Below are 14,042 nucleotides of genomic sequence, written 5' to 3'. Positions count from 1 at the left end.
CGTCTTATCCCTCCAGCTTTTGCGATTTATGAACAGCAGCCAAAATTGAATGAATACGATAACTATCAAATTAGAAAAGGATAACACCAAACAAGAAACGATTTGCGAATATGAAAAAAGAAGTAACCATCATCGGCGCAGGATTGGTTGGCTCCCTGCTTTCCATCTATTTATCTAAAAGAGGCTACAAAGTAACCATCTTCGAACGCAGGCCTGATATGCGTAAAGAAAAAATGAGTGCAGGCCGGTCTATCAACCTTGCCTTGAGCGACCGTGGAATTAAAGCGCTGGAAGAAGTTGGCATCATGGAGGAAATAAAAAAAATTGCCATTCCCATGCATGGCCGCTACCTCCACCAACCCAACGGCAGCACGGCATTTCAGCCCTATGGAAAAGAAGGGCAGTTCATCAACTCCGTTTCCCGTGGCGAACTCAACAAAAAATTAATGGATTTGGCAGAAGCAAAAGGTGTAAGAATTTTCTTCAGCCACAAAGCCGAAAAAATTGACTGGGAAAAAAAAATCATCCAATTTACAGCTGAAAAAACAGCAGCCAACGCTCAACTTTCAACTTTCAACTTTCAATTGCTCTTTGGTGCCGATGGCGCTTACTCCGCTGCAAGGCTCAACCACCAGTTGCAGCACGAGCGCTTTCAATACCAGCAATATTATATCAACTATGGTTATAAAGAATTACTCATACCACCTACTCTACAAAATGATTTTGCTTTAGATAAAAATGCCCTCCACATTTGGCCACGTGGCAACTATATGCTCATTGCCCTGCCCAATATGGACAGGAGTTTTACCTGCACCCTATTCTTCCCTTTTGATGGCGAACCTTCTTTTACATCGCTCAACAGTAATGATAAAATTCAAGACTTTTTTAAAACTCATTTTACAGATGCCGCAAAGCTGATGCCAACCCTGCTACATGATTTTATCCAAAACCCAACCTCATCGCTGGTAACCGTAAAATGTTTTCCCTGGATTAGAAACAACAGTTTTGCATTAATTGGAGATGCCGCCCATGCCATAGTTCCATTTTTTGGACAAGGCATGAATGCCGGCTTTGAAGATTGCATCGTATTAAACGATTTAATCACAAAAAATAATGAAAACTGGAGTTTAATTTTGCCACAGTTTGAAGAATTACGTAAACCCGATGCCGACGCCATTGCAGACCTTGCCTTAAATAATTTTATAGAAATGAGGGACAAAGTGGCAGACGCTCAATTTTTATTACAGAAAAAAATTGAAGGAAAATTCAGTGTAAAGCACCCTGACAAATGGATTCCGGCCTACAGCATGGTAACCTTTTGCCCGCAAATAAGGTATAGCGAGGCATTGGAAAAAGGCTCTAAACAGCAAACTATAATGGATGAAATAATGGCCTTGCCCAATATTGAAAATATTTGGGACAGTATTGAAATTGAAAATTTAATTTTGAGCAAACTCAGCTAAACGCAAATGTATCAATTGCCCCATTTTATTGAAAAAAACAAGCAGCAGGTGGTTCAATTTATGAAGCAACAAAACTTTGCTATAGTAATTGCTTTGGGTAATGACTATCCTGTGGCAACACAATTACCACTGGAAATTATTGAAGAAGGAGAAAAATTATTTTTATCCGGGCATTTTATGCGTAACACAGCCCATCATAAAGCTTTTGAAAAAAATAAAAATGTGCTGGTGCTTTTTCACAGCCCACATGCTTATATAGATGCCAATTGGTACAGCAACCCACAGCAGGCCAGCACCGTAAATTATATTACCGTACAAGCCGCCGGAGCCATGCTATTACTGGATACTGCCAGTTCTGTTGCAATATTAAAGGAGGTAACAGACCGGCATATTGGAACAAAAACTGCTGCATCTTTTGAAAATTTATCAACAAAATATGTGGAGGAAATGGCAAAAGCCATTGTGGGCTTTAGAATAGAGGTAGTTACTTTACAAAATGTTTTTAAATTAAGCCAAAACAAAAGCCGGCAAGATTGCGAAAGCATTATTCACCACTTGGAGCAAAGAGCAAAACCCGGCGATATTTATATTGCCCAAAAAATGAAAGAACGACTTTAAAAATATGCACCGCAGTATTTTAACAGAACAGATAAAACAAAAAGGCACTTACCTGTGCGTTGGGCTCGATACCGACCTTACAAAAATCCCAAAGCATTTACAAAAGCACCCAAATGCAGTAGTAGAATTTAACAAAGCCATTATTGATGCTACGATCGACCATTGTGTAGGTTACAAAATAAACACGGCTTTTTATGAAGCAATGGGCATTAAAGGCTGGCAGGCTATGGAAGAAACCGTTGCCCATATCCCATCTACTCATTTAAAAATTGCTGATGCAAAAAGAGGCGACATCGGCAATACCTCATCCCAGTATGCAAAAGCATTTTTTGAAACCATACCTTTTGATGCCATTACCGTAGCGCCGTATATGGGCGAAGACAGCATTCGCCCCTTTTTGGAATACGAAAATAAATGGACGATAGTACTTGGCCTAACCAGCAACTTGGGAGCACGGGATTTTGAAATGCTCAAATTAATAAACGATTCGGTAAATAATATTACCGAAGAAGAAACTACCTCATTGCGAAACGAATTTTTATACGAAAATGTATTAAAAAAAGTGGCTTCCTGGGGTACGCCCAACAACCTTATGTTTGTGGTGGGCGCTACGCAGGCAACGGAATTTACCAATATACGCAATATTATTCCCCAGCATTTTTTACTGGTACCAGGCATTGGCTTCCAGGGCGGTAGCCTTAAAGAAATAAGCCTTAATGCTATGAACCAGGATTGTGGTATCTTAGTAAATGCAAGCCGGGCAATTATATATGCCGGTTTGGATGAAAATTTTGCTGCCGAAGCCAAAGCCATTGCAACGCAGTATCATACAGAAATGAAATTATACTTAAAAAAATAAACATGAAATCATTATTCTCTTCGCTGCTATTTTGCTTAGCCTTTTCTTTTGGCTATGCACAAAACCCACTATCTGCCAAAGAAATTATGAACAATGCATTTGCCCAGGCAAAAAAGGAACATAAAAATGTATTTGTAAAATTTTCGGCAAGCTGGTGTGGATGGTGCAAAAAAATGGACGCTTCCATGCAAGACCCCGCCTGTAAAAAATCATTCGAGGATAATTTTGTAATAGTTCATTTGGTAGTAGATGAATCAAAAGATAAAAAAAACTTAGAAAACCCCGGGGCAGATGATGTACGCATACAATATAACGGAGATAACAAACAAGGCATCCCTTTTTGGTTTATTTTAGATGATAAAGGTAATTTACTGGCCGATTGTTATATGCGTACCAAGGGCCAGCTGGCTACAGAAAAAGGCGAAAATGTGGGCTGCCCGGCCAGCAATGAAGAAGTGGCCTATCTTTTAGCTGTATTAATGAAAACCACTTCCATGTCAAAATCTGAATTAAATATTATTGGGGAAAGATTCAGGGAAAACCAGTTAAAAAAACAATAACTGAAAATGGGTTGTTATTTTTCCAGCAACCTCTCTAAAACATAATATACCGCCGGGCAAAATTCAGCATTTTTTAATGTTATTTGCTGTCGTTTAAGCAATACATCTACATCGGTATAGGGAAATTGCCGGCAATCTGATGGCCGCATTTCATAAATACCACATTGGTTATTGTTGCCTAAAAAAGGGCAGGGTTTTGTTCTTAATACATAATCGCCATCGCTGTCAATTTGCAAATAAGTATCTATAAAAACGGCTTCTTTCAAGCCAAGCCCTTTTGAAATACGTTTAATATCCGGCGTTTTAAACCGTGGCGAATAATTTTTACAACAGGCAGCACAATCCAGGCAATCAATTTTTGAAAATGCTTCATTATGCAAGGCGGGCAAGCGCTTTATATCTTTTTTGGTATCTACCTTTTGCAAGTATCGTTTATACTCTTTTTTACGGCCTTTTGCTTTCAACTCCCAGTTTTTGAGCAGGTCGGTTTCCTTGTTCACCAGGCTTGTATTTATTTTTTAAAAAAGCTTTTCCACAACTAATATACAATGAAACAGCAATCAGCCAAAAATGTTCTCTGCTTATTGTAAATTTGCAAAAATTTTACCAGCAGCATTTGCTCCGGTATATACCAAATTTACATATATGAACCTATTTGTGTTACAGCAATCAGAATTTCAGCAAAGGCATATTGGGCCAAACGAAGAAGAAACAGCAGAAATGTTACAAACCATTGCCCTTGATTCTATTGACCAGTTAATTGACCTTACTGTACCCAAAAATATAAGGCTGGATGAATCATTAGATGTTGCCGGCCCGGTAAGTGAATCTGAATATTTAAATGAATTAAAAAAAATAGCTTCGCAAAATAAAATCTTTAAAAGCTTTATTGGCCAGGGATATTACCCTACCATTGTGCCGAATGTAATTTTAAGAAATGTATTTGAAAATCCGGGATGGTATACTCAATATACGCCTTACCAGGCCGAAATTGCACAGGGCAGGCTGGAGAGTTTGCTCAACTTTCAAACCATGGTAAGCGACCTAACCGCTTTGCCCATTGCCAATGCCAGCCTGCTGGATGAAGGCACTGCCGCAGCAGAAGCAATGATTATGCTCTTTAACCATAAAAACAAAGACCATAATAAACTTACCGCACCTAAATTTTTTGTGGACGAAAACAGTTTTGCACAAACAAAAGATATACTCATTACCCGTGCAACTCCATTTGAAATAGAATTAGTTTTTGGCAATTACAAGCAGGCAATATTAGATGAAAGTTTTTTTGGCGCATTTGTTCAATACCCCAACAGTAACGGATTTATAGCTGATTACCGGCAATTTATTGCAGATGCTCATTTGGTAAATGCCTTAGTGGTAATGGGTGCCGATATACTTGCACTTACCTTACTTACCGCCCCAGGTGAAATGGGCGCCGACGTTGCCATTGGCAGTACACAGCGCCTGGGTGTACCCATGGGATTTGGCGGGCCACATGCGGCATACTTTGCCACAAAAGATGAATTTAAAAGAAATATTCCCGGCCGCATTATTGGGGTAAGTGTAGATGCACAGGGCAACCGCTGCCTTCGCATGGCTTTGCAAACAAGGGAACAACATATAAGAAGAGAAAAAGCCACCAGCAATATTTGTACTGCACAGGCGCTATTGGCAAATATGAGCGCTTTGTATGCCGTATATCACGGGCCAGTTGGCTTAAAGCAAATTGCCAAACGCACCAGTTTGCTGGCCAAATCTTTATCTGATAAATTAGAACAGGCAGGTTTTAAAAATGAAAACCAGTTTTTCTTTGATACCATTCAATTGAAAATCGAAAAAATACAAGCCGTAAAAGAATTGGCCGAAAAAAATGAAATGAATTTTTATTACGGCAATGGCTTTATCAATATTTCGTTAGATGAAACCACCACACAAAGGGATGTGCTGGAGATACTCTATATTTTTACTTCTTTAAAAAATGAAGATGCGGCAGTTATGGAATTTGATGAAGAAGCATTGCTGGAAAATATACCATCGTCGCTTACCCGTACTTCACCTTATCTCTCCCACCCAGTTTTTAACAGCCATCACAGCGAAAGCGAAATGATGCGCTACCTGAAGCAACTGGAAAACAAAGACCTGAGCCTTAACAGCAGCATGATTTCGCTGGGCAGTTGCACTATGAAACTGAATGCCGTAACGGAATTGATTCCTGTAAGCTGGCCGGAGTTTAGCGCCATACATCCATTTGCACCAAAGAATCAATGGAAAGGCTACAAACAAATTATTACAGAGCTGGAGCAATGGCTGAGCAATATTACCGGCTTTGCGGCTACCTCTTTGCAACCCAATAGCGGAGCACAGGGAGAATATGCTGGTTTGCTGGTAATAAAGGCATACCATGCCGATAAAAAAGAACCACAAAGGAATGTAATGCTCATCCCTATTTCTGCACATGGCACAAACCCTGCAAGTGCAGTAATGGCTGGCTTCCAGGTAGTAGTTACCAAATGCGACGATGCAGGCAATATTGATATTGCCGACTTAAAATCAAATGCCGAAAAACATAAAGATAAACTTGCCGGCTTAATGGTAACCTATCCCAGCACCCATGGTGTATTTGAAGAAGGTATTAAGGAAATATGCCAAATTATTCATCAAAACGGTGGATTGGTGTATATGGATGGCGCCAACATGAATGCACAGGTTGGCTTAACATCTCCCGGAAAAATTGACGCCGATGTGTGCCACCTCAACCTTCATAAAACTTTTGCCATACCGCATGGCGGCGGCGGACCGGGAATGGGTCCAATATGCGTAAACGAAAAATTAGCGCCTTATTTGCCAGGACATACTTCGCAAAACAACCCGGCTAAAGCCATAAAAGCCGTGAGCGCAGCGCCTTTTGGCAGTGCAAGCATTTTGCTCATAAGCTATGCCTATATAAAAATGCTGGGCGCAAAGGGTTTGAAAAAAAGTACCGAATTTGCTATTTTAAATGCCAATTATATGAAAGCAAGGCTCCAGCAAGAATACAAAATTTTATACAGCGGCGCCAATAATACCTGTGCACATGAATTTATTGTTGACCTAAGACCTTTTAAGCAAAGCGCTGGCATTGAAGCCGAAGATGTAGCAAAAAGACTGATGGATTATAATTTTCATGCGCCCACTTTAAGCTTTCCTGTTGCCGGAACCATTATGATAGAACCTACCGAAAGTGAAGACAAAGCCGAACTCGACCGCTTTTGCGATGCCTTACTTTGCATAAGGGCCGAAATAAAAGAAATAGAAGAAGGCAAGGCCGATAAACTAAATAATGTTTTAAAAAATGCACCGCATACCGCTTTTGTAATTTGTGCCGATGAATGGAACAACCCTTACAGCCGTTCAAAAGCAGCATTTCCCCTGCCCTATGTAAAAGCCAATAAATTTTGGCCTGCAGTAAGCAGGGTAAACAATACACAGGGCGACCGCAACCTTGTATGCACCTGCGAACCATTGAGTGCTTATATGGAAGAAGGAAGTTAAGAGCTAAGAGATTTTAGATACTAGATTATTAGATATAAGATATTGGCGCTCCGCAAGGGGCGCTTTTTATTTATAAAATTTTAAAAATTAATATTCAATTTATTGCAACAATTAATGGCAATTGAAAGTCATTTTATACCAACTAATCCAAATATTTGGTTTATTTTTTGATATAAATATATGGCCTGATTTTTAAGAATTAGCAGTTGTAACTTGCCTTTGAAATTAAGCGAAAAAAACAAAAAGCCAGATTCCCCAATTCTTCAAAATGCGAATACCCTGAACATACATCAGTAGAAATTAACCATGCCAATTTTGAGGGGATATTGAGTTGTACTTAAAACCAATCCCCGTCACGCTGTCTTTTTTTATTTAATTTTTAATTACCTAATTTTGTGAAATAAAGCAACCTTACATTTATTACATTCAACCGCCACAAACTCCGTGAGCATTGTATCATAAAAAAATGAGCACATGAAAAAAAATATGGGCGCTATTGATAAAACAGTTCGCCTGGTAGTTGCTGCCTTAATTGCAGTCCTGTATTTTACAAAAATTATTACAGGCTTTTTGGCATTGGTGCTGGCTATTTTTGCTATTATCCTAACCATTGGCGTTTTTATAAGCTTTTGTCCGCTGTACAACCTTTTTGGCATCAATACCTGCACTAAAACACAGAAAAATGACTTTTGACGAAATAATAAACCGGGATAAACCGGTGCTCGTAGATTTTTTTGCAACCTGGTGCGGACCATGTAAAGCAATGGCGCCTATTTTGGAAGAAGTAAAAAAACGTGTGGGCGATAAGGCAGCTATTATTAAAATAGATGTGGACAAAAACCCGGCTGCCGCTGCTGCTTTCCAGGTAAGTGGCGTACCCACATTAATAATTTTTAAAAATGGACAAATAAAATGGCGCAGTTCCGGGGTGAGGCACGCTACTGAACTGGAAAAACTTTTAACCGATAATTTTTAATACCATGCAAAAAATATTTTTATTTTTTATTGCTGCATGCTTCACTTTTGGGTGCAGCAACAACCAGCCACAGGGAAACGCAAGTCCGGTTGATGCCAAAACTTTTTCCAAAAAAATTGCCCATGCACCCAATGCGCAAATATTAGATGTGCGTACGCCGGAAGAATTTGATAAAGGCCATTTGGAAAATGCCATAAACATAAACTGGAACAGCAGCGATTTTTTCCAAAACCTAAGTGAAATTAAAAAAAGCAGGCCGGTATTTGTGTACTGCCTAGGCGGAGGCAGGAGCGCAGCAGCTGTAGCCAAGCTTAGAGAAGAAGGTTTTAAAAAAGTGTATGATATGAAAGGCGGTTTTATGGCATGGAATGCTGCCGGGCTACCCAGTACCACACAAAAAACCTTAAAAACAAAAGGCCTCAGTTTAATAGAATACGGCAACCTTATGAAAGACAGTTCAAAACTGGTATTGGTAGATTTTTATGCCGACTGGTGCGGACCCTGTAAAAAAATGGCGCCTTTTATAAAAAAAATTGCACAAGAAAAAAACCAAATACTTACCCTGGTTAAAATTAATGTTGATGACAACATGGAACTTTGCACGCAACTGGGTATTGAAGCCATCCCTGTTTTAAAATTATATAAAAACAAAATGGTTGTGTGGCAAAGCGAAGGATATATTAATGAAAATATGCTGAGGGAAAGTATTGAAAAAGCCCGGCAGTAAAGTCTTCATAAAATATTCTATTAAAATATTTATTAGTTTAAATTTTTATTTAAGAAACAAACTCCCTTAATGCAGTTTTTTTTTGCCGGCAATATTATTAAACCGAAATAGCTCAAGCCTTTTACGGCAATGGCACATGCTTAATTTAATAACTCACTGTATTTCAGACAATTTTGTCCTTTTTTGGCATGATGCCAATCATTTGTGCTGTTAACCAGCATCATTGCAGCAAAAGCATTGCCTGTATATTTTTACGCCTTAGAAATTGATCACCGATAAAAAAATATAAAGGGATGAAATTACTGAAACTAACCCTACTTGTAGTAATAGGCTTTGCAGGGCAACAGGTCTATGGATCGCCAATTGAAGAAGGCAAAAAAACGTTTACCAGCCGCTGCAGCAGTTGCCACAAAGTAGATAAAGACTTTGCAGGCCCGGCCCTTGCAGGTATTTACGACCGCAAAAGTATGGACTGGATAAAGAAATTTGTACATTCCTCACAGGCCCTTATCCAAAGTGGCGATACTGCGGCAATTGCCATTTTTGAAAAATTCAAAAAATTTCCAATGCCCGACCATAAAGATTTAACCGATGCGGACATAGAAAATATAATGGCTTTTATTAAAGATGAAACCGGCAAGCTGCAACCCACTGCAGCGCCACAATCGCCTGCTACAGGCGTTGCCACCGATAACCCTTTTAGTTTTAAGCAAAACCCCGGCTTAATGACCAGCATTATACTGGCGCTTGCACTTTTAATGGGCGTAATTTATTTTGCCACTACAGTGAAAAATTACGAAACCTACCAGGATGAAGATTATTAATTGCAACGGCCACAATAATATATAAGAAAAGTAGGTTACTGTTTTTTGTTTTCTTTGGCATATACAAAAACACGGTAGAGGTTTTTGCCTTTATTTTTCGTATTAATGAAGATAACGCTTTTGCATAGCAAGTCAATGCATCCCTTACCGTCATCCGGCTTTTTTTAACGGTACTCAAATGGCGCTATTTTTTAACAAAGAAATACAAAAAAGTAAAAAAACCAGGATTGTTTTTGCGACTACATATTCGTTTTATGTATCTGCCCAATCTTTGGAAAATTATAAGGAACGGTCAATTATTTCATTCCAGCTTAGGGTCATTCTTATTCTTCTAAATTATTTTTCGGCATTAAATTGTTTGTTTGATTTAGAAACTTTACAACTAAGTAAAATCTATATAATTTATTTATTCATCAAAGCAAGGTCGAGTAGCACACAAGCAGTAACGGCTTCTATTACTACCGGAACCCTCAGAGCAATGGCAAGGTCGTGGCGGCCGGCAATAGTAAAATCTTCCATTTTACCGGTGGTGGTATTAAGCGAGTTTTGCTGCTGCGGCGTGGATGATGCTGGCTTTACCACAACCCTAAATACCAACGGGTTGCCATTGCTAATGCCCCCTGTAATTCCGCCTGCATTATTGGTAGCTGTTTTGCCGCTTGCATCTGTAATAGGATCGTTATGTCTGCTGCCGGGCATTTTAGCTGCGCCAAAGCCGGAGCCAAACTCTATACCTTTTATAGCCGGTATGCTGAAAACGGCATGGCTTATCAAAGCCTCCACAGAATTAAAAAAAGGCTCACCTAAACCAACCGGCAAAGGCTGTGCAACACATTCTACAATTCCGCCCACACTGTCGTTTGCTGCTAATGCATTTTGTAAACCGGTTTCTATATTTTTTTCGCCACCCAGTTCAATAAGCTTTGCCTCTATTGAAAGAAGGGGAAAAATATTTTTCAAAACCTTTTTGGCAACCACCGCAGCCGCAACAAGGCATACCGTGAGCCTACCGCTAAAATGCCCGCCGCCCCTGTAATCCTGAAAACCCTTAAACTTTTTTTCGGCCACAAAATCTGCATGGCCGGGTCGGAAAATTTCTTTTTGATTTTCATAATCCTGGCTCCGGGTATTTTTATTTTCAAAAATTATGGTAAGGGGTGCGCCTGTGGTTTTGCCATTAAATACACCCGAAAGAAATACCGGCATATCATCTTCCTTACGGGGCGTAGTGCCTTTTTGTTTGCTGCCTTTTCGTCTTTCCAAATCTTCTTCAAAATCTGCTTCAGTAAGGGAAATCCCAGGTGGGCAACCATCAATAACCACACCAACGGCGTTGCCATGAGATTCCCCAAAAATGGATAAACGAAATAAATTACCAAAATTATTCACTATATTATTTTATGCTTTTGTAATTATAATACCTGCCAATTGAAGATGGCTTAAAAAAGCGGGATACGATTTATTGACTGCTTCTGCTGCTTCAATATCAACAGCGCCTTTTGCGCCCAAAGCTGCCACAGCACAGGCCATTGCTATACGGTGATCGTTGTGAGAGAATACCTGTGCCGCATTTACAGTTCCACTTCCTTCAATCATCATTTTATTATCTTTTAATGCTATTACTACCCCAAGTTTTGCAAATTCCTGCTGCAAAGTTAAGGCCCGGTTGCTTTCTTTGTGTAGCAGCCTTTCACATCCTTCAATCACCGATGTTCCGTGGGCATAAGCAGCCAATGCAACCAATGGCGGAAATAGATCGGGGCAATGGGTTGCATCAAAACAAAAAGGCCGAAGCATAGATTTGTTTACTGAAATTTCATTTTCTTTTACGGAAATATCTGCAGCCGCAAGTTCCAGAGCCTGCAATACGGCTTTATCTGCCTGCGCCGAATGGATATATAAATTGCTGATCACGGCTTTACCGGCAATAGCTCCGGCTACAAGCAAAAATGCAGCATTGCTCCAGTCGCCTTCTACTGTGTAATTTATTTTTTCCCCTTGTTTTTGGCTTAATGGTACAACTTCAAATTTTTCGTAGTTATTATTTTTTATGGTATAGCCAAAATGCTTCATCATTTGCAGGCTTAAATCTATATACGGTTTGCTTTTAAGGTTTTTTACATTTATTGTACCTGGTTTTTCGCAATGGGCAAATGCCAGCAAAAGCCCGGTTAAATATTGTGAACTTACAGAGCCATCAATAGTAATATCCTTACTCTGTAATGGCCCTTTTATGTGCAATGGTAAAAAGCCGTTATTGGTTTTTATAGTTACTGCTAATTGCGGTAAAATTTCTTCAAAAAAATGCATCGGTCTTTTCAGTAAACTGCCTTCACCTGTAATGGTTAACTTCACCTTGCATAATGCCGCAATAGGTGCAAACATACGTGCTGCAAGGCCGCTTTCGCCACAATTTACTGAGTTGGCAACAGGGTTTACGCCCAGGGATTGTACATATAACAAGCCGTTTTTTTCAATTACTTCGGCACCAAGGATTTTAATAATTGCCAATGCAGCCAAATCATCATTGCTTTTTCCCGGGTTTTCAATAACGGTTGGGCCATTATGCAGCAAAGCCAGCGCACAAGCCCGCTGCATACAGCTTTTAGAAGCAGGTGCAATAAAATTCCCATCAAAAATGCCGGGTTGTACTTTTAGGTTCACAGGCACAAGATACAAAGCCTGGTTAAAATAAATTTAACGCTTGTAAAAAGCGGAAATTTTTACCTTTGCCTACTATAAAATTATAAATGGCAACTAAAAGAAAAAAAATATTCAGGCTCCTTAAAATAACAGTACTTGTGTATTGCACTATTGGCATTGCACTTTATTACCTGCAGGAAAAGTTTTTATTTCACCCGGTAAAATTGAATGCATCCCATCAATTTAGCTTTACCCAAAAATTCAGGGAAATCAATATCCCTTTTAATAAAGAAGACACCTGCAACCTGGTTAAATTTTTACCGGAAGGAAACATTACAAGAGGCGTTGTGTTATACTTTCATGGCAACAGGGAAAATGTGGAACGCTATGCAAAATTTGCAGAAGTATTTACAAAACAGGGCTACGAGGTTTGGATGGAAGATTACCCCGGCTTTGGAAAAAGCAGCGGGGAAATAACCGAAAAGAAATTATACGACCAGGCTTTATCTATTCGCAAAATGGCGCAACATGCTTTTGCCAACGATAGCATAATTGTTTACGGAAAATCGCTGGGCACCGCCATTGCAGCCTATACTGCATCTACCTTTAAGCCCAAAGCGCTTGTTTTGGAAACGCCGTATTACAGCATACCCGATTTATTTGGCTCTTACGCATTTATTTACCCCGCCGGCAAAATGAGTAAGTTTAATTTACCTACCTATAAATTTTTGGAAGATACACAGTCGCCTGTAACTATTTTTCATGGTACAGATGATGGCGTTGTTTTTTTGGGTTGTGCCGAAAAATTAAAAAATAAGTTGAAACCAACAGACCAGTTTATAACTATAACCGGAGGTACGCACCATAATCTTGCAGCATTTAAAGAATATAAAACCGCTTTAGATTCTATTTTAATAAAATAAATTATTGCTCTTTAAGCGCTACTTTTTCTTTGCTTACATTTAACTGGTAAGTTGCCCCTATTTTCAATGCATAGTTATGCAATGCATGGCTCACAGGGAAGTGGAAACATACGGGATAATTATATTCCTGCACCACATCCAGCAAAAGTTCTTCAATAGTTTTACCAAAAGGCCTTTCGGTATCTTTCATATCGGTAAATCCGCCCAATATAAGCCCGGCAAGGTTTTTTAGCTTTGCACTTCTTTTAAGCTGGTGCATCATCCTGTCTATACTGTATAAATATTCACCGGTATCTTCAATAAATAAAATACAATTTTTTGTAGTAAAGTCAGATTTTGTGCCCACAACATGCGCCAGCAAAGCCAGGTTGCCACCAACCAGTTTGCCGGTGGCTTTTCCTATTTTATTTAAAGAATAAGGCGCACTATTGTATTTTGCCTTTTTATTGAGCAAAGCATTTTTTAGGGAAAGTACAAATTCCGTATCCTGCTCATTAAAAGCACCAGCCATAGGTGCATGTAAAGTGGCAATAGCATAATTATTAAAAATATGGGTATGCAAAATAGTTATATCGCTAAAGCCAATAAGCCATTTTGGGTTTTTCAGGAATTTTTTAAAATTTAATTTATCAATGATGCGGCCCATGCCGTAACCGCCACGGCCAAACAGTATGGCTTTTATGGAAGGTTCATCAAGCATGGCCTGCAGTTCAATTAACCTTTCTTCATCGGTTCCACTAAAATAGTTTTGTGTATTGCTTCCTAAAGTTTTACCTACCATCACATTAAAACCCCAGCTTTGCAATGTGTGGATACAGGTTTGCGCTTTTTGCACCGCCATATAACCGGCCGGGCAAGTAATGGCAATACAGTCGCCTTTCTTAAGGTATGGTGGAAATTTCGTTCTCATAACTTCAA

14 protein-coding genes are annotated in these 14,042 nt (G+C 39.3%); 10 read left to right on the top strand and 4 right to left on the bottom strand.

The features are described 5' to 3' along the window. Nucleotides 1-110 precede the first annotated feature (110 nt). From IPO46_13080 to IPO46_13065, 4 genes are read left to right on the top strand one after another with little or no spacing between them, the layout of a single operon-like run. Nucleotides 111-1,463, top strand: coding sequence for an FAD-dependent monooxygenase (locus IPO46_13080; protein QQS62984.1), 1,353 nt, complete (start codon nt 111-113; stop codon nt 1,461-1,463). A gap of 6 nt (nt 1,464-1,469) precedes the next feature. Continuing rightward, the gene (locus tag IPO46_13075) at nt 1,470-2,081 is read left to right on the top strand and encodes an FMN-binding negative transcriptional regulator (protein ID QQS62983.1); all 612 of its coding nucleotides are present in this window, start codon (nt 1,470-1,472) and stop codon (nt 2,079-2,081) included. Nucleotides 2,082-2,085: 4 nt separating this feature from the next. Then, nucleotides 2,086-2,940, top strand: coding sequence for an orotidine-5'-phosphate decarboxylase (gene pyrF, locus IPO46_13070; protein ID QQS62982.1), 855 nt, complete (start codon nt 2,086-2,088; stop codon nt 2,938-2,940). Beyond that, on the top strand, nt 2,937-3,500 hold the full coding sequence (locus IPO46_13065) for a thioredoxin family protein (protein QQS64423.1): 564 nt from the start codon (nt 2,937-2,939) through the stop codon (nt 3,498-3,500). The genes pyrF and IPO46_13065 overlap by 4 nt, the downstream gene beginning before the upstream one ends. A gap of 14 nt (nt 3,501-3,514) precedes the next feature. Here the strand turns inward: IPO46_13065 and IPO46_13060 are convergent, their stop codons facing one another. Continuing rightward, a complete protein-coding gene (locus tag IPO46_13060; protein QQS62981.1) occupies nt 3,515-4,000 on the bottom strand; it encodes a YkgJ family cysteine cluster protein in 486 nt (161 codons plus the stop codon). Nucleotides 4,001-4,145: 145 nt separating this feature from the next. Here IPO46_13060 and gcvP point away from each other — a divergent pair, with 145 nt between their 5' ends. The 5 genes from gcvP (at nt 4,146) to IPO46_13035 (ending at nt 9,558) form a co-directional block, all read left to right on the top strand. After that, nucleotides 4,146-7,031, top strand: a complete 2,886-nt coding sequence (gene gcvP / locus IPO46_13055) for an aminomethyl-transferring glycine dehydrogenase (protein ID QQS62980.1) — start codon at nt 4,146-4,148, stop codon at nt 7,029-7,031. Nucleotides 7,032-7,505: 474 nt separating this feature from the next. Further along, a complete protein-coding gene (locus IPO46_13050) occupies nt 7,506-7,724 on the top strand; it encodes a DUF2892 domain-containing protein (protein ID QQS62979.1) in 219 nt (72 codons plus the stop codon). Next, complete coding sequence (gene trxA, locus IPO46_13045) at nt 7,714-8,007, top strand: thioredoxin (protein QQS62978.1); 294 nt, start codon at nt 7,714-7,716, stop codon at nt 8,005-8,007. The genes IPO46_13050 and trxA overlap by 11 nt, the downstream gene beginning before the upstream one ends. A gap of 4 nt (nt 8,008-8,011) precedes the next feature. Then, entirely contained in the window at nt 8,012-8,734 is a 723-nt protein-coding gene (locus tag IPO46_13040; protein QQS62977.1) for a thioredoxin, read from the top strand. A gap of 293 nt (nt 8,735-9,027) precedes the next feature. Continuing rightward, nucleotides 9,028-9,558, top strand: a complete 531-nt coding sequence (locus IPO46_13035; GenBank protein ID QQS62976.1) for a cytochrome c — start codon at nt 9,028-9,030, stop codon at nt 9,556-9,558. Nucleotides 9,559-9,960: 402 nt separating this feature from the next. Here the strand turns inward: IPO46_13035 and IPO46_13030 are convergent, their stop codons facing one another. Both IPO46_13030 and aroA read right to left on the bottom strand, forming a co-directional pair. Continuing rightward, nucleotides 9,961-10,947 carry a chorismate synthase gene (locus IPO46_13030; GenBank protein ID QQS62975.1) on the bottom strand — a complete coding sequence of 329 codons (987 nt, stop codon included), beginning with the start codon at nt 10,945-10,947 and terminating at the stop codon, nt 9,961-9,963. A gap of 9 nt (nt 10,948-10,956) precedes the next feature. Beyond that, nucleotides 10,957-12,222 carry a 3-phosphoshikimate 1-carboxyvinyltransferase gene (aroA, locus tag IPO46_13025; protein QQS62974.1) on the bottom strand — a complete coding sequence of 422 codons (1,266 nt, stop codon included), beginning with the start codon at nt 12,220-12,222 and terminating at the stop codon, nt 10,957-10,959. An 86-nt stretch (nt 12,223-12,308) separates the two neighbouring features. Here aroA and IPO46_13020 point away from each other — a divergent pair, with 86 nt between their 5' ends. Beyond that, entirely contained in the window at nt 12,309-13,124 is an 816-nt protein-coding gene (locus IPO46_13020) for an alpha/beta fold hydrolase (protein ID QQS62973.1), read from the top strand. 1 nt (nt 13,125) lies between these two features. Here the strand turns inward: IPO46_13020 and IPO46_13015 are convergent, their stop codons facing one another. Further along, nucleotides 13,126-14,034 (bottom strand): LD-carboxypeptidase, encoded by a 909-nt coding sequence (locus tag IPO46_13015; GenBank protein QQS62972.1) that lies wholly within the window; start codon nt 14,032-14,034, stop codon nt 13,126-13,128. Between the last annotated feature and the right edge of the window lie 8 nt (nt 14,035-14,042).

It is taken from the genome of Chitinophagaceae bacterium (assembly GCA_016699815.1).
GTDB lineage: Bacteria > Bacteroidota > Bacteroidia > Chitinophagales > Chitinophagaceae > Ferruginibacter.
Note: the sequence above shows the minus strand (reverse complement) of the source record. Positions and strands in the feature narration are given on the sequence as shown.